We start from the raw sequence: 21,354 nt of genomic DNA on the forward strand, positions 1-21,354 counted from the left end.
CCATCCACTAGGGCAATGAGTGCATTGGCTTCGAGGGTTAAATTAAGATCGGCTCGAATCACTTTGGCTTTCTGTAAGTCAGCTAACTCTTGACAAATAATTTGCCGTAAGAAGTCATAGCGTTTTCGGTGTTCCTGGACGAGGCGTTCGCGCCCGATAGAATAGCCCAAAAATGCCGTCCAAACCTTCCAATCAGCTTTGTCATTGTCCCCCAGAGGTAGAGCCACAAAAATCATCTGTGCTAGTCTGTCAATTCCTTGCCGTCCCTCGGCACAGGTTTTCATGTCCTCCAAGACGTTTTCAAACACCTGTTCTAGGGCAAATAGGGTGAGTTCTTCTTTATCTCGAAAGTAATGGGTAACAACCCCGGTCGAAGAGCCAAGCTCTTGCGCTATCGCCCGCATACTAGCGCGATCCAATCCTTCACGGACAATCACCCGCCATGCCGCTTTAGCGACTTCAATACGGCGATCGTCATAACTCATAGCTCTCCTCGGTTTACAGCAACATGAAACAAGCATCTTGACATTTTATCACAACAGTTGTTATGTTTTAAAGCGACATAACAACTGTTGTGATATTTCCTCCAGAGGCTAACCTGTTTTACACGCACACGGAGTTTGCGATGATTCGACCGACCATACCCGATGACACGACTGCGCTGATTGCTTTAGCCGACGCAACCGGACTGTTTGAACCAAACCAACTTGAGGAGCTTGGTGAAATACTGTCCGATTACTTCGGTGGTAGCAGCGACAGTGATTCTCTGCGAGACGGCAAACGCTTTTGGATTACCGACGATGACAATGGAGCGATCGGGGTCGCTTACTGTGAAATGGAACGAATGACCGATGGGACGTGGAATCTACAGTTGATTGCTATCCAACCTGACAGACAAGGACTTGGACGTGGTGCGACCCTGCTACGCTACGTTGAGCAAACATTGATCAGACGCGGTGGGCGCATACTACTGGTGGAAACATCAGCTACGCCGGACTTCGAGCGCACGCGAACGTTCTACCGCAAGTGCGGTTATGAAGAAGAAGCACGGATACGTGACTTCTATCAAGCGGGCGCTGACAAAATCGTTTACCGCAAGGCGCTGTCCGTTCAGCACCAGTAAGTGCTTGCTTGATGTGACTGCTGTCATTGTTAGAGGAGAGCGATGCCTATGGCGGGCTACGCCTACGCACGTGGGCAATTTAACGACGTTTGATAGCACTAAATTTTTCTAAGTTTCCTGTTCCAGCAATTTCTATAACTTTGGGACTTCCAAAGAATAAATTATTCCAAGAAAAACAAGAGACAGGTTTTCTCAAGAATGATAATCATTTTAAGGGGGGAGAAAAGGGGTTGCCCTCGGCAACCCCTTTTCTCCCCCTCATCTATGCATGAAGAATCTATACACTTGTCGTCTGCTTTGAAGTTAAACAGTGTAAAATTAGTATGTTTTGTAGCTAAATAAATGCTGTTATTAAAATCAAATAACTTTTGTTTTACTACAACAAATATCAATAAACCAATTACCTAAATTTGGGAAAACTTCATGAGTAGAATCGGTTAGCCGCTCAATCTGTTTTTCAATTTGAGCCATAGCTTTTTTTGTAAGCTTGACCCCATTCTCATAAGTTTTGTGTACTAACTTAACGACTGGATGTTTCCCGTTCCATGTCATAGTGCTGGCAAAATTTAGAGCCGTTTCTAGTTCATCTAAAATGCTACCATTCCAGTGATTTTCTAGTACTGCCCACGTCCTTTCTATTGGATTATATTTACTATGATAGGGCGGATAGTAAGCTAAACGTATATTTACTTGATGTTTTTGGGCAAACTCTACTATACGTTTCATAAATTGAGTACGCCGTGAGCTATTCTGTGGCCCGTTATCTTGATTGAGAAGTAGGGTTTGAATATCGGAAAAACGATGCTTTTGTTCTAACCAAAAATCTTCTAAAATATCAACAATAAAATCGCTTGTAACTTTCGATTCTGTAAAGTACAAAAATAGCTCATCAAGCTCTGGAAGAAAGATACCATAAGGAGTTACAGTTGTTTTTGGATTATAATCATGGTCATCAGCTTTCGCTCCATCCCGGCTTTTACCCCCTCGATCAAATGAGCCAATCTTAACGCGGGCTTTTCCGTCCATACTTAGACGTAAAACACTCTTATCTTCCGAAGCCTCAATATTAACTATGTCTAATTGCTCAAAGATTGCGTCAGTTTGTGGGATTTTTTTTGAGGTTGAACTTTCTTTACCCTTCTGAGCTTATAACCTAAATTATTTAATTTGACGCGAATTGTTTCTGATGTATGTAACTTTTCGTCACTGTAACCATACTTTTCGATTAATTGCTTTCTGACTTCGACTGCACTGAGTCTAGTATATAGTCTTTGACTTTTAAAACTTGGATCAGTTTGACTATGGAAGTCAACTAAATTTTTTATGTCTTCTAAAAGATTTGGCAAGTGTTCTTCTGCTTTATAACGCCCTTTGCCACTCATGTTATCAACACAAGTAATACCGCTTTTTAATTCTCTTGTTCCTTTGCGAATTGTGTCTCGATTCCATCCTAATTCTGATTGTGCAAGCCTTTGCCCTCCTAAACCTAAGCCCTGAACTGTCTGTGCCATAAAGAAAGCGCTTTGCTGCACCTTTTAATCCAGATACAGTTTCAATCAACAACTTTTTTAGAGAATCAGTTAATACTATGTCCATCAGTTACCACACTCAAAAACAAGCATCATTATTCAAATTACTACAAAAGGGGAATGAAGGGGCTGCCGACGGCAGCCCCTTCATTCCCCTTCAAAATGATTATCATTCTTGTTAATGGAATAGTTTATTTTCTGGAAGTCCCTTTATGCCAGAAATCTTAAAAATTAGATACTGAATGCTTACATATCACCTGTGCTGCTATTGAAAGATTAACCAAAATATAGTCAGCAATTCCTAAACGAGACATTTGGGGCTGAGACTGATTACCCTGAGCTATCAAAATCGTTTTACACCCTGCACTATGTCCAGCTTCTACATCACTGAGATTATCACCAATAAACCAAGAATTTGCTAAATCTATATTTTGTTCGCTAGCTGCACGTAAAATCAAGCCTGGTTTTGGTTTACGGCATTCGCAAGCAATTGCATACTCAGATATTACACCATTTGGATGATGGGGACAGTAGTAGAACCCATCTAGCGATAGATCCGCTTTTTCTAATATTTCATTCAATCGCGCTTCCACTCCCACCAAGGCAGATTCTGGGAAATAATCCCGTGCTACTCCCGACTGGTTAGTAATCACAATTAATTTATATCCAGCTTTGCTAAGTATTTGTAATCCTTCAATAGCACCGATTTTCATTTCGATTAATTGCGGATCAACATTGTTTGGTACATTTTCAATTAAAGTGCCATCTTTATCTAGAAATATCGCCGGCATTTGAGATTGCGAATTTAATTTGTTAGTTCGATGCCAAATTTTCTGATTTTCCAAGAAGTATATTTCCCCATCTTAAATCTAATACCACTTGCAAAAGACGGCAACGGTGTTGCCGTGTCTCCCGTGAGCGTTCGTGTCCAGCCCATTGAAAACTATTTTGATTCATGCTGTGCTGTATGAAAAGCCATCTGCCAAAAATTATGTTCAAATTTTGCCACCATTAAAAAAGATTCTTCAGCTTGTTTTTGAATATCTTCCTGTGCCGTTTCTAAAACTTCATCAGCTTGCTGTGACAAAAGTTTTACATATTTTGTAAAATCAGTATTTCCCCATCTTTGTGCAAATTCATCGTAAGGTGCAGGCATCTTACCTGGTAGTTGCCAACCTTGATTATAGGCTAATTCAATAGCCCAAAATGCAGTTGCTTGCACAGGATAAGGCTTGTCTGCAAGACTATGCATATATTCACAATATTCTCTACAGGTTGGTTGTTTTTTTATATTAAGATCCAGTTGTCGTTGGGTAGCTTTTTCTTGAAACCAATTGAGTTCGTCTTTTAGAACTGCCAGTCCTCCAAGTATCACATCAAAATGTTCTGGAGGTGCGCTGGCTAATACTCGCCCTACCATCCGCGTAAATTCCACAACAAACAGATAATCTTGCATCAACCATGTATTGAATTGCTGGGGTTGAATTATACCTAATTGACACTGTTTTAGAAAGGGATGCACAGTTGCTTCTTGCCAATCTTGAGCATGATTTTGTAAAAGAAGTTTGCAGGTAATAGTCATTTTGGCTCAATAGGTATTTCGGGGAGATGGAATGGAGAGGAACAGATTGCTAAGATCCTAACGATTCTACCTCCTACTGAGGTGACATCTAGCACGATTCATACATACTACTCGGAGGATTTCGGTTTCGATTTCGAGTTTGACGAACAAGTTTTTAGACCAGCAGCCTGCATCGTCGGTTGCTCTAACTATCAAAGGGTTGAGTACGGCGGCAATTTGTTAGTCTGTGGCATATATCCATGTTGGATCGGATGGTGAGAACTGTCCAGAGTTCATCAATCCCTAGTAACTGGCTAAATCGGTCATTTATTTGTGCCAAAAGTCATGGTCTAATTCATGACTTTTTTCATTAGTCCTTTTTTGAAAAATTTATATAATAATTGTATTCAAACAAATTTATATTGCAATATTAAATCCCAAAATAAAATATTTCTTCCATTATATTTAGATAAATTACCGGATAATTTAAAAAGATTAAGTATTAGTTGATAGAGATATAGGACTAGTATTTGATTTCTGAAAAGATACGTGGGGTGTGTAGCTGCGAGAGTACGGCACCATCATCAAGGGTTTGGTGCGTTACGTTACGAACTGCGTTCTAACACACCCTACAATACCTAATTTTGTTCAAAAATAAAATATGATTCCTATAAATAGAGCTATTAACTATGCCTTTTACAACCTATACTTTAGTTGGTACTTTCCTGTTCACCTTTGCTAAGTCTTAATGACCAAATACAGATAAATAAATTATTCCAGTCCCTGTATCCTACTTATAAAATACAACAGTTATTTTTAGAAATTACCAAATCTAATACTCCCAGTACCCCAGTACCTTATAGAGGCGGTGGACGTAGATATTTAATTGAACCTTTCAAAAATATTGAGCCTCTTGTTTAATCTGAATTTTCACAGGATCTGAAAAAATCAAAAGGTGTGGGGTGTAGTAAGACTTTCTATCTCTCACTACACCCAAACCTGTAACCCTACCCCCAGCCTTTTTTCACTAATTAGTCCTTAAAATTCATCAATAAATATTTCTCAGGAAACTAAATACTGTTGAATTTCAGTTTTTTGACGACGTAAAACAGTGATTGCTTGCTGCTGAATTTGGCGAACTCGTTCTCTACTGACATTCAATTTCTCTCCAATTTGAGCTAAAGTTAGTTCTTGATCGTTCTCTAACCCAAAACGCAAAATTAATACTTCACGTTGTGTCGGTTTGAGTGATTCTAATAAACTATTTATGTCTTGGCGTAAAAGTTCTTTGGTGATATGTTCGTCTGGAGATATGCCCTCATCTGGTAAAAGTTGGCTAAGTTCTGTGTCTTGGTTATCTCCAATCTTTACATCTAGAGAAATTGGCTGCTTTGAACTGCTGAGGAAATCCCTAATCTGACTTGGTTGTAAGTCTAAAGTTTCAGCAATTTCTATAACACTGGCTGGACGACCCAGTGTCTGAAATAATTCTCGCTGTACTTTCTTGATTTTATTGAGTTGTTCGGTGATATGAATTGGCAAGCGTACAGTACGGGATTTCTCTGCAATTGCCCGTGTGATTGACTGCGTAATCCACCAGTATACGTAGGTGGAAAGCTTATAGCCGCGATTGGGGTCAAATTTTTCCACACCCCTTTGTAAACCTATTGCCCCTTCTTGCAGCAAATCTAGGAATTCCAGATTGCGATTAGTATATTTTTTGGCAATCGAAACCACCAGACGCAAGTTTGCTGTCACCATTTTTTGTTTGGCTCGTTGCCCAAGCTTTTGTATTTGAGCTATTTCCAGTTCACTTTTTTCAATATCAACAGCTAATTCGACCATTGTTGGCTCACGATCTAGTTGTTGGGTGAGTTCATTTTTTCTTTGCTCTATTGCCATGATTTGCTGTACCTGCCTGCCATAAGCAATTTCTTGGTCTGCGGTTAGCATTGGGTAACGACCAATCTCTTGCAAATAGATACGAACCATGTCTGGACTCAGGCTGGACATACGACAAAACTTTTTTGATATTTAGACGAATTTAAAAGTATAAATCAAATCGCTGAATTAATTTTCCTGATTTAAACAGCCAAAAATATTAACCTGAGACCTGAGATTGCAATAGTTGAATTCAATTTAGAACGCAATCATCCATAACGGCATTCAGTAAGCGCTTACTATAGCTCCATCCCAAAGTTCTACCTATGAATGGTCTTGTCATTAAACTTAAGTTGTTGAGAATTAATTAGTTGGCATTATTCAAGCTATTTTGAAAATTCCTGACTTAACTGGAAAAGTCAAGTAGGGTATGGGGGGTAAAAATCTTTCCCCTATACCCCATGCCCTGTTCGGTAAAAACTATTTAGGGACAGTAGTCGCGTTGAGTTCACCCCTTTTCCCTTTTGCCCTCTTGTTTGCACCTTGTGTCACATGAGATTCTGATTCTTGCTTACTAGAATTAACCATTTTAACCAAGTGCTGATTTAGATAACTCTGCGCCGAAATATACAGACTTTCCCAAATCTCCTGGTTCCGACTGATTTTTGTACCGACTGTATTTCCGGCTGTTTTCTCCGACACCAAGTATTTGCGGAAGTAGTTATTCCACAAGTGTTGCAGGAAATCTTCAGCGAATTCGTTAAACGGCAGAATCCATTTATAGTCTTTATCCAGAAATACCCGATAAGACGCAATTATCGGTAGTGCCAGGTCAGTTGGCGCACCAAACCCGAATGAATACTTGCTGTCAGGCAACAATGTAGTTTTACGTATATCAATTGATGCTAGGTCGTTAGCACCCTTTCTTCTGGGGTTGCTGATATGTTCTTGGATTATTTCATAGAGCCTTTGCTCTATCCACAAAGCATGAGTCAAGAGAGGCAGTAAGGCAGTTAACCTTTCCCTTTCTGCATCTGTGATGTTACTTGGAAGACTCATCCCTGCTGGGTGCTTGGTTCGTTTATTGCCGTCAGGATTGTATTTATTTCTGTCGAGGCAGTAAAGGAGCTTGAGCAAATGGGTGACATTACACTGGGCATTTCTGGGAGCGCCGCTTTGGTTTTGGTAATAGGCAATGCGGAATTTTCTATCATCTTTGAGTTCTAACTGGGCTAAATACTGCTTGATGAATTTGTAATCACCCCTGGCGTTGACTTTGGAGCGAGAATCTACTGGCGTTGTAGTATTACTTGCTAGGGCTATATCTTTGGCTGATTCTTCAGTCAGTCCAATGTGAATCGTAACTTTTACTCTGGCTTCGGTTAGGTCATATTTGTAATTTTTTGCTTGCTCAAAAGCTAAAACTGTATGCCCTCCGTTGATAATGCCATCACTACCCCCCTCGTTAGCTTCTAAAATTTCTAGTTCGAGTGAGGTTTTATTTCTGTTGGGCTTAACTTTATTGGCTAATAAAACAATTCCACTGTGACGGGAGAAGAATTTTTCGGGTTCGGTTGTCAGTGAATCGAACATTTGTCTGTAGGTCGCGCTTTTGCGGTTCGGTTCGCGAATGTTCGGTTCTAGCGGCAGGTCTATCGGAAACGAATCTACATGAGCAGTGGCGATGATGCAATTGGGGTTGGCTTGAATATAGTTATCTATCTTGATGTTCCAAGTCTTGGGCATACAATATTTGCAATGTCAGGGGAATTTCTATGTTAACCAAAACCTGTATCTGATATCCCGTTTCTCGCTAATGCCAAGTACAGAATTATGTTGCGTCGTCTTGTTCTCTAAAGATTTACTTTATAAATAGTCTCTGGGCAAGCTTTCTAGAGAATAAATTGTAAAAGTTGTTTCGTAACTTTGCTTTTACCTTTAAAAGAGCAAAGTCATGAAAGCGAACTACTTAATATTCTTGGCATTTCCAGTATGAAATAGGGGAAAATGTGAGTAATTGGAGCGCCTGCGTGGAGTCAGAGAAAATAATATGTCTAACGTAAGCATTGCAAAAGGTAGTTGCCTATGTGGAGCAGTAAGTCTTTCTACAACTAGCATGAGTAAAAGTGTGGGAGCGTGTCATTGTAGTATCTGCCGCAATTGGGGCGGAGGGCCTTTGTTAGTCGTTGACTGTGAAAGTGATGTTAGCTTCTCTGGTGAAGAAAATATCGGAGTTTATCAATCTTCAGAATGGGCAGAACGTGGATTCTGTAAGCAGTGTGGTAGCCATCTCTTTTACAAATTGAAACAAAGTAACCAGTATTTCATGCCTGTTGGACTATTCGATAGTTCTGAAGGTCTTGTTTTCGATCATCAGGTATTCATTGATGAAAAGCCCCAATATTACTGTTTTGCCAATGAAACTAAAAACCTGACAGGGGCCGAGGTCTTTGCACAGTTTGCATCTCCTGAATGACCCTAAACATTAGAGTTACTTTTTACCAGTTTGAGTTAGGTTGGGCGAATGAGCGCACTGCTTTACTCACCCAAGAGACAACAAATCACCCAGCGATATCCTTCCCGCTTTTATAGTTCATAGCTCTGGGTTTCCTCTTGCCTATAGGGACTAATTTCGATTGCTTAGGTGCTTGTGGCGGACGGCATTGCTCACAGTAGAGTGGTCGCACACCAAAGGTTTCTCGTTGTGTGGGCTGTTCACACTTTACACATACGAAGTTGAAAACGCGAGTGTGAATTTCCCGCTTGTGCGCTCTGACAGTGTACTCTCGGACTTCAATAGTTTTGCTGGGCATCGGTTCTTTCTTCGGTGTTCTATTTATAAGGATAGTTTCTAGTATCAATATATTCATGCTTCATTTGATTGAAACAGTGAGGTTTTTCGCCGGGGATTAAGCAGAGGCGATGCCACCAATTCATGGCAGGTACGCGATTGCAACCAGACAGAGGCAATTAAAGGCATCTTTACCAGTAGTGGCGGTTTGTTCTCAATCTTTGGGGGAGCAACGCGAAAAAGTGAGATCGGGGTTTGGTTCTCAATTACACCCCTATATTCTCAACAAAACCTGGTTTTTTAGTTGCAATCACATCCTGAAACAAGCTATATACGTCCCAGGTTTCAGCACCTCACAAAATCGCGTTGCTCCCATCTTTGGAGTAGTGAGTTCGACTTATATAAATGAAACTAGAGTCAAACAACCTTTAGTCCTAATTAAGAAGATAGTCTTTAATCTTGTTTTGATGAGAGCGTAAAATTTTCAGAGCAAGATGTTCAGTTTTACGAATTGTTTCCAGACTTTGATTTAGGCGTTTTGCAACTTGACTCAAAGTCAGTTGCTGATTATCTGACAATCCAAAACGTAGAGTCAATACTTCTCGTTGTCTTGGCTTAAGCAATGCCAGCAACTTGCTCAAGTCTTGGTGTAAAAGCTCCTGAGCTATTTGCTCATCTAGAGAAATGCTATCCATCGGTAAAATATCGACTAGTTCACTTTCACCCTCATCTCCCACTCTCATTTCTAATGAAACTGGAGACTTGGAAACCTGAAGGTAATCTCTTATTTGGCTTGGCAATAGATTCAACGATTCGGCTATTTCTGCTACAACCGGAGTCCGGCCCAAAGATTGAGATAGTTGCTGCTGTATTCTCCTGATTTTGTTTAACTTTTCGTTGATATGGATTGGTAAACGAATAGTGCGAGACTTATCTGCTACAGCACGTGTTATTGACTGCTTAATCCACCAGTAAACGTAGGTTGATAGTTTATAGCCTCGGTTGGGATCAAACTTTTCGATTCCCTTTTGTAAACCTAGTGCCCCTTCTTGGAGCAAGTCGAGAAAATCTAAATTGTGATTCTGGTACTTTTTAGCGATCGCTACCACCAATCGTAGGTTAGCTGTCACCATTTTCTCTTTAGCTTTTTGACCTTGATGAAGAATTAACTCCACTTCAGCTTCGCTTTGCCCAAGTGAGGTAGCTAATTCTCTTGCAGTTGGTTCTCGGTTTAGTTGAAGTGCAATCGCTTGCCGTTGCTGCTCAATCGCCATCATCTGCTGTACAAGCCTAGCATTTGTAATTTCTTGCTCAGGAGTTAGCAGAGGGTAGCGTCCGATTTCTTTGAGGTAGGAGCGCACTAAGTCGGTAGTTGGACTGGGCATACTTTCAATTAATTGTAGCGACTACTTTTCTTTTTCGTTTGAATAGAATGTCTTATCTCAAGAATTAGCTAACAAATCAAATCTTAACCATAAACTTCACCCAATATTTATCTTTGTCAAAAGTTTTTATAAATATAATACTTGAAATCTTCAAATAGGTAAATACTAAAGTTTGGTTTTTATTATAAATAAACTTTAAAATGACGAAGAACTTTGCTGGAGTTAAATCAAAGATAAGCTACGCTCAATTTAGAGTGAAGTCCTCTCTTGAAGAGAGGATATGTTCAAATTCGCTTCACATTTGGACAAGGCTTAAGAACGCTTTGCGTAAATCAATTGAAAAATACAATTACTTAGTTGAGGAATAATCATGGATATGCAATCTCTACTCACCTTGGCAATCGTAGCTATCTTTTGGGCATTTGTTAGTCTCGTTATGTTCCAGTTCATTAACGGACTATTTGTATCGGCTGCTTACACTAATAATGTGGTTTCGGTTAGCAATCTAAATATAGCCACTTCTACAATCCCATCAGTATCAGAAGTAATCACAACACAAGCTCGTACTTTTGAAAAATTGCCAGATCCTTGGACGTTAGAGAATGAAATTGTTCATCGTACCAGTAACGAAGCAGTTATTATCTCATTCCCTATATTAAGATTACTGCCTCCAGTTAAAGAAATTTCATCACAACCAAAACGTACTACTCGTTCAAACAAAGCTAACAATCCTGCCAACAAGTCGCCAAAAACTAAAAAGACTGATGTAAATTCTTCAGGCAAGCGCAAGCCAGGCAGACCGCGTAAAGCTGGCTAATTCGTTTTTTAACCCTCGGCTGATCGTTGAAGAATAAATGTTTGAAAGTTTAAAAGTTCAAATGAGGCAAGTAATTGCCTCATTTATTAATAAGAGAAAGGCTTCGCCATAGCAAAAGTGAAAAAATAATATTGTGAGTGATGCAATGGTACAGCAACTTTTCACTCAAGGTTCTTTATTCGATTTGCAAACAGTAATCGATTATGGGCAGTCAGTTATTAATGTTGCCCAAGAGCTTGCAAAAGTTTTAACAGATAATCGCCCTCTCTCTACAAAAACTGTTTCTTCCCAGATGAATCGTTACTTTCTAGGCACTGCTGCGTCCGGTGTGTGGCAGTGGAAAGACGCTTACGAAGCTATTGAAGTGGCGCAAATATTATATCTGCGTCATCTGGGAATTAAGATTTTATCACAACAACCTCAAGTGGTTGTGCAACAATTAGAAGAATTAACAGCCCTCTGCCCGACGCATACTCGCCGTAGTGAAGAATCAGTACAGCTTCAGCAATTCTCCACCCCTCTGCCGCTTACTTATCTGGTAGCCAAAGCAGGATTTATACAAGCTACTGATTTGGTGCTGGAGCCAAGTGCCGGAACTGGCCTATTGGCACAAATGGCTAAATTGCACAGTGCAAGTCTGATGCTCAACGAGCTTGCACCCGATAGAAGTAAGATTCTGCGTCGGCTGTTCCCTGGCACACCATTATTCTCAGTAAACGCGGAACAAATTAACGACTATCTGGCAGGGCAAACTCAGCCCTCAGTTGTGCTGATGAATCCACCTTTCTCTGCATCTCCCAAAATCAACAGTCGCAACCCCGACGCAACTAAGAGCCACATCAACTCGGCATTGCAAAGACTGGTTGATGGTGGACGACTAATAACAGTTACAGCCAATTGGTTCTCTCCCAATAATCCTACTTGGCGAGAGACTTTTGTTAAGTGGCACTCGAAAGCACGAGTTCTACTGTCTGTTGGAGTTAACGGCAAGGTGTACTCAAAACATGGTACACAGATTGACACTCGGATTACAGTGATCGACAAAGTTCCGGCTGACTCCAGCGAAATACCTTGCATTACTGAAACTTTAAATCTGCCTGAAATACTGGCACTGATTCAGCAATTGCCACAGCGATCTTCGTGGGAACGCTCAGATATCAAAGCTACTGCGGCGAAGGCAATTGTTGTTCAATTGCCAAAACGCTCTGTGGTAGCTCAAGCAGAAACACTTTCTTCAATTCCAGATGTGGTTATTCTGGAATACGAAGTCGTCGAATGGTCTGCTACAGAAGGACTCAAAGATACTTTATATGAAACCTATCGCCCACAACGAATCAGAATTAAAGATGCTTTACCTCATCCCTCGCTGCTTTGCGAAAGTGCAGCCCTAGCGCTTGTCTCGCCACCACCACCCACTTACAAACCGCATCTCCCGCGAAACATTGTCTCACAAGGATTGTTATCTGAAGCACAACTTGAAAGCGTTATTTACGCAGGTCAGGCGCACGGTGAATTTCTTTCTGGGTCTTATATTGTGGATGATTCATGGGATAATGTGACTGTAGCGGCAACTGGCGAAGAAAATGCCGTAAAATTTCGGCGTGGCTGGTTTCTTGGCGATGGGACGGGAGCGGGTAAGGGTAGACAATGTGCAGGAATCATCCTCGACAACTGGTGTCAGGAACGAAGAAAAGCAATCTGGGTATCAAAGAGTTCTGCCCTAATTGAGGATGCCCGTAGAGACTGGTGTGCGCTCGAAGGTAGTGAAAAAGACATTATCGACCTGAGCAACATCAAACTTGGCGACCCCATCCCTTTCACCCAAGGCATTCTGTTCTGCACTTACTCGACTCTGCGCTCTCAAAAGAACGGCAAAAGTCGGCTTAAGCAAATCGTTGAGTGGGCAGGCAAGGACTTTGAGGGAGCGATCGCTTTCGACGAGTGCCACAGCATGGGCAATGCAATGGCACAAGAGGGCAAACTTGGTATGGTTGCAGCATCCCAGCAAGGTATTGTTGGGCTGCGGTTGCAAAACGCACTGCCATCAGCACGGGTTATCTATGTTTCTGCAACTGGTGCAACTAAAGTCTCAAATCTCTCATACGCCAATCGTCTGGGACTTTGGCAGACGGGCGACTTTCCGTTTACCTCCCGTGAGGATTTTGTGGAATCCATTGAGGGCGGTGGTATTGCAGCGATGGAAGTGGTCGCCAGGGATCTCAAGGCTTTGGGACTGTATCTGGCGCGATCGCTTTCCTTCGATGGTGTGGAGTATGAGATGTTAGAAATCGAACTCACTCCTACTCAAGAACGTATCTATGACAGTTATGCAGACGCTTTTCAAATTATCCATAATAACTTGCATAAAGCTTTAGAAGCCTGCAACATCACTGGTGCGAAAACATACAATCGTGCTGCCAAAATGTCTGCCATGTCTCAGTTTGAATCGCATAAGCAAAGATTCTTCAATCATTTATTAACTAGCATGAAATGCCCACAGTTAATTAAAGCAATTGAGAATGATTTAGCCCAAGGCAATGCTGTTGTAATTCAAATAGTTTCCACCAATGAAGAATTACTCAAACGCCGACTCAATGAAGTTGCGCCCGAAGAATGGCAGGATTTGAACCTTGATTTAACACCACGGGAGTATGTTCTTGACTACTTAGTAAGTGCCTTTCCGGTACATCTGCATTCCATTCACTCAGGCGTTGATGGAGACGAACGCTCCGAACCAGCCTTTGATGCCGATGGTTCACCGATTGTTTCATCTGAAGCTGTGGCTTTGAGAGATGCCTTAGTAGACAAACTCGCCAGCCTTGATCCAATTCCTGGTGCATTAGAACAACTGCTGTGGCATTTCGGTAACAAGCAAGTAGCTGAAGTTACTGGACGGAGCAAACGAGTATTGAAAGACGAAGCCGGACGCTTGTTTGTGGATTCACGGGGTAGTGGTGCCAATATTGCTGAGACTAACGCATTCATGGCGGGAGATAAGCAAATACTCATCTTCAGTGATGCAGGTGGTACAGGCAGAAGTTATCATGCTGACTTAAATGCTGTAAATCGTAGAAGGCGATCGCACTATTTACTCGAAGCTGGTTGGCGTGCTGACAACGCAATTCAAGGCGTTGGGCGCACTCACCGTACCAACCAAGCTTCTGCACCAGTCTTCCGTCCTGTGACTACTAACGTGCGCGGTGAACGCCGATTCATCAGCACGATTGCTAGACGGCTGGACAGCTTGGGCGCACTCACCCGTGGTCAGAGGCAAACTGGCGGTAACGGTATGTTTGATGCCAAAGACAATCTAGAATCGAACTATGCTGAATATGCTTTATACGAGTTGTTTAAGCAGATTTTTCAAGGTCGATTTTATCAAGTTCCTCTGGGGAAGTTTGAACAGATGACAGGACTCTCGCTCACTTCCACTGAAGGTGGAATGAAGATAGACCTCCCACCCTTGCGACAGTTCCTCAATCGCCTGCTGGCTTTGACAATCGGGATGCAAAATACGATTTTCGAGCGTTTCGAGTTGCTATTAAGTCAACAAATCGAGACTGCGATCGCAAATGGTGTGTTTGAAGTTGGAGTAGAAACACTTCGGGCAAGTCTATTTAGTATCGAAAGCTGTGAATCAGTTTATACTCATCCTCAAACTGGTAGCTTGACCAATTACTTAAAGATTGAGCGTGTCCAAAAGAACAACATCAAAACGGCTGATGAAATGCTTGAGTTTGTTGTTAAGTATCAAGGGCAACTCATGAGCAATGAGAAATCTGGTAATGCGGCTGTGAGCATTCCTACGCACAGCTTCTTTGATGACCAAGGCGGGGTGATTCCAAGAGTTCTACTCGTTCGTCCACAGAAAGAAACGCGTGTCCCTGTCGATAAGTTGGAATCGTCCACTTGGAAGCAGGTTTCGGCTGATGCCTTTGTTGCAGCTTGGTCGAAGGAAGTTGACCAATTGCCCAGATTCACTACTGATTATATTCACCTTGTGACTGGGATATTGCTGCCAATCTGGAAAATGCTACCCCAGAAGAACAATCGAGTATATCGGTTGCAGACCAGCGATGGCGAGAAAATTCTGGGTCGGGTGGTCAGTGCAGTAGATATTCAATCTGTGGCTGAACAACTCGGACTTAAGAGCAAGCTGTTAAGCCCACAAGAGTTAGTCTCTTTAGTGCTAAACGAAGGCTATTCCCAGCAGTTACCGGGTGGCGTTACTTTACGGCGTTCTTATATTGCCACAGAACCTCGCATAGAACTGGTTAATGCTATCTCACTGGCAGAGCGACTCTTAGCTGTTGGCTGTTTCACTGAGATCATCAACTGGAAAAAGCGGGTGTTCATTCCGGTTTCAGACAAAGCCCCAGCTATTCTCGCGGCTGTGATTGAAATCTTGGGATAAGTCAAAAGCTGATGTATTTATTAGATACATCAGCTTATTTTTGTGCCCTATTAAATTAAAAAGGTAGTAACAGATGCACTACAGCTTCATTTTCATTCTTGGGGCAATGCTTAATTTACACGACTTTCAGCCTTAACTGAACCATATTGGAAAATAAGGGGCTGTAATTTTTCTGTGTTTCCAAAAAAGGGCGGATGTTACCCGCCCCTGTGTAACTTGAATTAGGCTGCAACGAAATCGATCGCTGTAACTACGTTTGTTTGAACGCCGTTTAGGGTCGCCAGTAGCTCGTTGGTTTCTGTAACGCGGATTAGGGTGTTGTTGGCATTTCCCGCGATCGTCAGTTGACCGAAAGTTAGACCACCTGATAGAGCAATCAAATCTGCGCCGTCCTTGAAGTCCTGAATCGTATCTGAGCCTGCGCCTGCTACTAACACAAAGCGATCGTTGCCATTAGCGCCAAGCAGTGTATCCTTTCCTTGACCGCCATTGAGCAGGTCATCGCCATTGCCACCGTTAAGGATGTCGTTGCTGACTTGACCCAGCAAAATGTCGTTGCCATTATCACCGTTGAGAGTATCGTTACCATTGCCACCATTGAGGATGTCGGTGTCATTGCGTCCATTGAGTTCGTCGCTGCCAGAAGTGCCATTGAGTGTATCTTTGCCGTTGCTGCCGTTAAATACGCTCAGGTTACTCGCTAATTGGGCACCTATTAGCACAGGATCGTGATCTGAGGAGCGATAGGGCGTTGGCTCATACAGTCCAGGGGGGTTAAATTCTTGGTTGTAATCTAGAATTAGGGGTTCGTCAGCGTTGATATGCCATTCGGTAGCTCCCGTCACCTGGGCACTGAGGGTGGAAGTGCTTAGGGCATGATCCAATCGTCCAGATTGCCCATCAAAGACAAAGGAGTAGGGGTTTTCGATATATCTGCCGAGTTCATCTATTAATCCACCATTTCGCAACACATCAATCGGATCTTCTTCGCCATAGGCATTTAAATCTCCAAGGACTAATACATCGCTATCGCCTGTAGTCGTCTTCAACTCCTTAACAAAGCCAAGCAAGGCTTCTGCCTGCTGAACCCGCGTGAAGTTAAAAGCTCCTTGTCCATCACCCTGGTCTGCGTCTGCACCTGTGCCCGTACCACTTTTTGACTTGAAATGGTTAATCACAGGGGTAAAAGTTTCGCCGTTGGAGTTGAGTAGAAAGGTTTGAGCGACGGGTTGGCGATTGTAAACAGCGTCAGGATCGCTGAGGGAAGCACCAACTGGGGTTACTATTCCTGGCTTGTAGATGAAGGCGACTTTTATTTCGTCAGTTCCTACCCCTGTAGCAGGATCGCGAATATAGTCATAGATTTCTGCGCCTAAAAATGTATTTAGCCGATCTACCAGTTCTGCGATCGCCGACTCAGCACCATCGCCATCATTCTCAACTTCAATCAGACCCACTACATCGGCATCCAGGGCTGAGATCGCGCTGACAATCTTAGCACTTTGCCGCTCAAACTCTGTTACATTGTCCGCTCCCCGCGAAGTCGGGAAGCCACCACCCATGCCGTCGCCATTGAAGTAGTTCAGCACGTTAAAGCTCGCAACCTTAACGTTACCGCCCACCTGTTCGGGTGCAGCCGTCCGGGGATTAGAATCGACAAAATTGGGTGTTGCAGTAGGTTGCAGTCGGTAGCTGCCAAACCCGAAGCCCAGCACACCTGTAAGAGATGTAACTGTGCTACCCACGCGCAATGTGCCATCCTCATTCAAAAAGGGAACTGTAGCGGGATTTTGGGTATTGCTGCCATCGTCAAGTAAAATCTGGCGCAGGTTGTTTGCGTTCTGCTGTGCTGTCACTGCGGCAACATTGTTTTCGTCGTTCTCGGTTTCAGTAGTCGGAATATCCGTCGGGTCAATGAAGTTTGTGGGGTTAAACAACCGTCCCTCTGAAGACAGCAACACCTCACCAAATCGACCGAGATTAAAGTTTTCAGTGACCGTCAAGGTTTCGGGAAAGGTGACTAACATTCCCTCATAGCGTTCCAAGTCTGTAGTTGCAGCCAAGGGCAGGTCAACAGCTATAGGGGCGATCGCTTCTGAACCCACCACGCTCAGTCCACTAATGTTGCTGAGTTGAGTTTGAGTAAAGTTTTCTCCAACTGTTCCAGTCAGGCGTACCGTTTGACCTACACTCACGTCTATGCTGTTAGGCGCAAAGATAAAAATACCGTCTGAGGTTGCGGCATTACCATCTCCAACTGCCTCCTGCACAAAAAATCCATTCAAGCGACTGCTGCCTTGAAAGTCGCCAACCACAACTGCTTCAATTGTCACCGTCTGCCCAACAAGCGGACTGTCTGCACCACTCCCCTGAATTTCATAAACCTCTCTGAGAGCAACATCATTGTCAATTATATTGACGTTGAGGTTAGGAATCGGTGTGAGTGTGTTAGAGTATGCCGGGTCAGCACTGCTGGCGATCGAATGCGTAATTACTCCTGTATGAGGAGATCCTTCTACATCCAAGTCGTTTACTGCTCTAACGGTAATCGTCTTGGGGTTAGTATCCGTCAAGCTTAAAGTGACGGAGTTAAAAAAGTTTGTTCCATCAGTACTCAATTGAGTTTCGCCATCTGCGGCGATCGCTAGATTTACTCCACCCGTTGGTATAGTCGTGAGAGCGATCGTGTAGGTATCAGTTGTTTCACCCTGCTCATTCACATCGGTACTGTTGCCAGATTGAACGATAATTACTCCGGCTCCTGTTCCTGGAGCAGCAGTATAGCTTCCTAATCCGTCAAAGGTATCAGTAGCAAAGCCGTCCCACTGCACACTTGGATCAAACCCATCGTTGGGATTGGCATCGCCACTAGTGATATTACTTTTGCGGCGCAAGGTATTGTCTGCTGTGCTGGTCAAACCAGTTCCCCATTCAGTGCCGGGGTCAACGCCAATCTGACCAATTGAATCAAGGATCGTCCCACTTGCACCACCCTGGCGTAGCACAATCGCATCATCTCCGTTATAGAAAGCAGCAGCACTTGTTTGATCAGCCTGGGCAAGAATGGTTGAATTGGCATTACTTGAGGCAAAGACAAACACATCTCCAGCTGCCACTGTACCTGTCAGGCTAAAATTGGTGGGACTACTGCTGCCATTGAAGTAAAACTGAACCACATAATTTCCAGCAGTTAAATCGATTGCTGAACCTGTGCTGTTGTATATCTCCAGGGCTTTATTGTTGCTGCTGCCTTCAATATATTCCGAGAAAAATAATGCCATTGAAATCTCCATAAAAGCTGCAAATTTCAGTACAAATATCACGGTATTATTAAGGGATTTATATCTCTGGTTTAAACAATACTTTTGCTAATAAGAGGCACATACAAAATGGTAAATACTATTGGGAGTTTGTCTACAGCTGGATGACTCCAGAAGAAAAAGCCAAGCTCGATATCGTTAATCCAATTTTGCCTAACGGGAGGAGAAAGTACAAAATACATCAAATGCTGTCGAAAGAAACAAAGGAAAGGTTATCTCTCCACGTGATATCAGTCCTGGTTCTGATGAAGTCGGCTAACTCGGTGGCAGAACTGAGACGGCTGGTGCAGGGGCAGTACGGAATAGATCAGCCTAATCTGTTTGATGGTTGGGAAATCAAGTAGTTAGTGTGAATTTGCGGTAAGCTGAAAATACCTTACCGCAACCAAGTTGCACGATAATGTGATTGAAGCATCTGTGTCCGGCTATGTTCAGAAGACTAATATCGCTCCTTCTGTTCTGTTGGTAACTTTAGCTAGCAACCATCTAATATCTAGCAATAGCTCAACCTACCTCACTATTTTTAGTTAGGAGTAAGTGTTAATTCTTCACGCTTGTTATAGTTAACCTATGTTACAAAACCAAATATAGTTAATCGAGCTTTCATCGTAGCATGGTTAAAAATAGCGTTAATAAAAAGCCAGATAAAACAATTAAAAAGCGGCATCGCTTTTTTCTGAATCCTTATAGTGATTGTGCGTTCACTAAATGTCCCAAATGCGATACTAAAACTAAGTTACGCAAGTTCCCTTTGGTAATCCACATTGAACCTAAACAGCTATTTTTACTAAATAAACAGTGTAAATATTGCCCAAGCTGCGACTTAATTATTGCTAAAAAACAGGAAATTGAGCCATTGATGGCTGCTACTTTTGTCCAAACAAATCCTCAAATTGTAGGTAATAACTATGTAGTCATGGGAACAGTTGATAAAAAAGATTGGAAGTCAGGCGACAAAAATTTGCTTTCCCCATCGGAAATGATCGGACGCATATACGTCTTCAAAGATGTTTGGAATTTTGAAGTCATTCCGGCAGGTTGGTATCCTAACGAAGAAAAATAATTCCAAAAGATTCTAAGTTTTTTATCTTTATTAGTGAAGTTCAAAAATTTTTGCTAAGATTGATGACTCATTTCTTTCTGGAACGATTTTTTCTCCGAGATTGCTTTTGCATTTTTTTCTTATCCCTAGCTTTATTTTTAGATTTTTCAAATGTTCCAAGGCTAAATCCTTCTGGAATAAAAATATTATATGATGGCTCTCTCTCTTGTGGTTGCAAACAACTCCAACTCTCCATTTCTAAGATTATATTTTTAATAAAAGAATACTTTGTATTGTTACGTAGTCTATTTAAAGCTTCTTCTCTCTCTACTACTAGATAAGTGCTTACATCTTCTTGGTCAATAAAAAACAAATCAACCAATTCTTCTTCAAATGCCCGATCTATTTGTTCTTGCAGTTCGACTGCACAAAGCTGTGCGCTATTGGTTACTAAAGTAGTTTGGATATAATAATCTTCTTTATCTAAAGTAGAAAACAGCTTGGCATAATATTGTATCACCTGTTCTCTAGTAATGACTTCTTGAGCTATTAAAACCAATAATGCTTCTAATGCAGCACCCCTTACATATTCATTGGCTTCTGGATTTTCTATAAGTTGCTTTATCGGCTCAATATTTGAACCACTAACGGAAGCAAGTATTCTGCATAAATCTTCAGTTACTATATCTCCAGTTACATCTAATGCCACATCCCCAGGAACTGAAAAAAACTTGATAATTGTAGGATATGCTGCTACTTCCCTAAATTGTGCCAGTAAATATAAAGCATGGATATGTAAAATATAGTCTGATTTTTCTAGTAGCTCTTCTAAATTGTTACTCAGTTTGTCTAAAATTTCTATTAATATAGATGTAATCGTTTCTCGCTCCTCAATGGCTTTTTCTAACGCTAAACGAGGAAATTCCTTAGTGTTATTTTCTAGTTGGGCTAAAATTTCTTCTATTTGCATCTGACCAAGATTAGCACTATTACTACTAATTAATTTAAAGTAGTTTATCAAACTGTGTACTGTAATTTATTAATTTTATCAAAACAGAATACATGCGTCAGTCGCCAGAATACAGGAAAGGTATAGTAATAGTTGGTTCTCATTCTAGTTGTTGGGCGAGTTCATTTTTTCTTTGTTCAATTGCCATCATCTGCTGTACCTGCCTGTCATAAGCAATTTCTTGGTCTGCGGTCAACACCCTAGTAACAGTCAATCTCTTGCAGGTAAACGCGAACCATGTCGGAACTAGGACTGGACATACAACTTGAGGCTATTTAATAACCAGGACGGACTTAAACTATACATCAAATAATTCAATTGCTGACTCAATTTTCCTGACTTAAATAGCCAAAAAGATTAACTTGGCGCAGACCCAATTCGTCGTTATACAAGAGTATTTTAGTTTTTTGTTTGTTTAACCAAGCTGATATCCCTCTTCTGTCACTTTCCGGGTATTCTAAATAAAAGGACTAAAAGAAAAA

The 21,354-nt window shown here is 41.8% G+C and carries 15 protein-coding genes and 1 pseudogene; 6 read left to right on the forward strand and 10 right to left on the reverse strand.

What is annotated here, in order from left to right; all coding sequences use genetic code 11:
* Positions 1 to 485, reverse strand: a 485-nt coding sequence (locus RM368_RS34275) for a TetR/AcrR family transcriptional regulator (RefSeq protein WP_322698187.1), incomplete at its 3' end; no start/stop codon positions are given.
* Between the two features lie 140 nt (positions 486 to 625).
* Between RM368_RS34275 and RM368_RS34280 the strand changes: the two genes are divergently transcribed.
* Entirely contained in the window at positions 626 to 1,123 is a 498-nt protein-coding gene (locus RM368_RS34280) for a GNAT family N-acetyltransferase (protein ID WP_322698188.1), read from the forward strand.
* A gap of 357 nt (positions 1,124 to 1,480) precedes the next feature.
* On the opposite strand, the pseudogene RM368_RS34285 reads toward RM368_RS34280, so the two are convergent.
* The 5 genes and pseudogenes from RM368_RS34285 to RM368_RS34305 all read right to left on the reverse strand — a co-directional run bounded on the left by RM368_RS34285 (position 1,481) and on the right by RM368_RS34305 (position 7,840).
* Positions 1,481 to 2,713, reverse strand: a pseudogene (locus RM368_RS34285) (ISAzo13 family transposase).
* A gap of 163 nt (positions 2,714 to 2,876) precedes the next feature.
* Positions 2,877 to 3,443: an HAD family hydrolase gene (locus RM368_RS34290; RefSeq protein WP_322698189.1), complete on the reverse strand. Its 567-nt coding sequence runs from the start codon at positions 3,441 to 3,443 to the stop codon at positions 2,877 to 2,879.
* A gap of 152 nt (positions 3,444 to 3,595) precedes the next feature.
* Complete coding sequence (locus tag RM368_RS34295; protein ID WP_322698190.1) at positions 3,596 to 4,234, reverse strand: TenA family transcriptional regulator; 639 nt, start codon at positions 4,232 to 4,234, stop codon at positions 3,596 to 3,598.
* Positions 4,235 to 5,275: 1,041 nt separating this feature from the next.
* Entirely contained in the window at positions 5,276 to 6,226 is a 951-nt protein-coding gene (locus tag RM368_RS34300; protein ID WP_322698191.1) for an RpoD/SigA family RNA polymerase sigma factor, read from the reverse strand.
* Positions 6,227 to 6,574: 348 nt separating this feature from the next.
* Entirely contained in the window at positions 6,575 to 7,840 is a 1,266-nt protein-coding gene (locus RM368_RS34305; RefSeq protein WP_322698192.1) for an AIPR family protein, read from the reverse strand.
* A 304-nt stretch (positions 7,841 to 8,144) separates the two neighbouring features.
* Between RM368_RS34305 and RM368_RS34310 the strand changes: the two genes are divergently transcribed.
* Positions 8,145 to 8,570 (forward strand): GFA family protein, encoded by a 426-nt coding sequence (locus RM368_RS34310; RefSeq protein WP_322698193.1) that lies wholly within the window; start codon positions 8,145 to 8,147, stop codon positions 8,568 to 8,570.
* 85 nt (positions 8,571 to 8,655) lie between these two features.
* On the opposite strand, the gene RM368_RS34315 is transcribed toward RM368_RS34310, so the two are convergent.
* Positions 8,656 to 8,907, reverse strand: a complete 252-nt coding sequence (locus RM368_RS34315) for a hypothetical protein (protein WP_322698194.1) — start codon at positions 8,905 to 8,907, stop codon at positions 8,656 to 8,658.
* A gap of 412 nt (positions 8,908 to 9,319) precedes the next feature.
* Complete coding sequence (locus RM368_RS34320; RefSeq protein ID WP_322698195.1) at positions 9,320 to 10,270, reverse strand: RNA polymerase sigma factor, RpoD/SigA family; 951 nt, start codon at positions 10,268 to 10,270, stop codon at positions 9,320 to 9,322.
* 376 nt (positions 10,271 to 10,646) lie between these two features.
* Here RM368_RS34320 and RM368_RS34325 point away from each other — a divergent pair, with 376 nt between their 5' ends.
* Together RM368_RS34325 and RM368_RS34330 are read left to right on the forward strand one after the other, a co-directional pair.
* A complete protein-coding gene (locus tag RM368_RS34325) occupies positions 10,647 to 11,087 on the forward strand; it encodes a hypothetical protein (protein ID WP_322698196.1) in 441 nt (146 codons plus the stop codon).
* Between the two features lie 145 nt (positions 11,088 to 11,232).
* Positions 11,233 to 15,501, forward strand: coding sequence for a strawberry notch-like NTP hydrolase domain-containing protein (locus RM368_RS34330; RefSeq protein WP_322698197.1), 4,269 nt, complete (start codon positions 11,233 to 11,235; stop codon positions 15,499 to 15,501).
* 221 nt (positions 15,502 to 15,722) lie between these two features.
* On the opposite strand, the gene RM368_RS34335 is transcribed toward RM368_RS34330, so the two are convergent.
* A complete protein-coding gene (locus tag RM368_RS34335) occupies positions 15,723 to 18,782 on the reverse strand; it encodes an ExeM/NucH family extracellular endonuclease (protein ID WP_322698198.1) in 3,060 nt (1,019 codons plus the stop codon).
* A gap of 143 nt (positions 18,783 to 18,925) precedes the next feature.
* Between RM368_RS34335 and RM368_RS34340 the strand changes: the two genes are divergently transcribed.
* Together RM368_RS34340 and RM368_RS34345 are read left to right on the forward strand one after the other, a co-directional pair.
* Positions 18,926 to 19,165 (forward strand): hypothetical protein, encoded by a 240-nt coding sequence (locus tag RM368_RS34340; RefSeq protein ID WP_322698199.1) that lies wholly within the window; start codon positions 18,926 to 18,928, stop codon positions 19,163 to 19,165.
* A 269-nt stretch (positions 19,166 to 19,434) separates the two neighbouring features.
* Positions 19,435 to 19,884, forward strand: a complete 450-nt coding sequence (locus tag RM368_RS34345; protein ID WP_322698200.1) for a hypothetical protein — start codon at positions 19,435 to 19,437, stop codon at positions 19,882 to 19,884.
* Between the two features lie 67 nt (positions 19,885 to 19,951).
* Here RM368_RS34345 and RM368_RS34350 read toward each other — a convergent pair whose 3' ends face one another.
* Positions 19,952 to 20,833 (reverse strand): DUF1186 domain-containing protein, encoded by an 882-nt coding sequence (locus RM368_RS34350; protein WP_322698201.1) that lies wholly within the window; start codon positions 20,831 to 20,833, stop codon positions 19,952 to 19,954.
* Between the last annotated feature and the right edge of the window lie 521 nt (positions 20,834 to 21,354).

The sequence above is a fragment of the Nostoc sp. DedSLP03 genome, from assembly GCF_034530815.1.
Lineage (GTDB): Bacteria > Cyanobacteriota > Cyanobacteriia > Cyanobacteriales > Nostocaceae > Nostoc.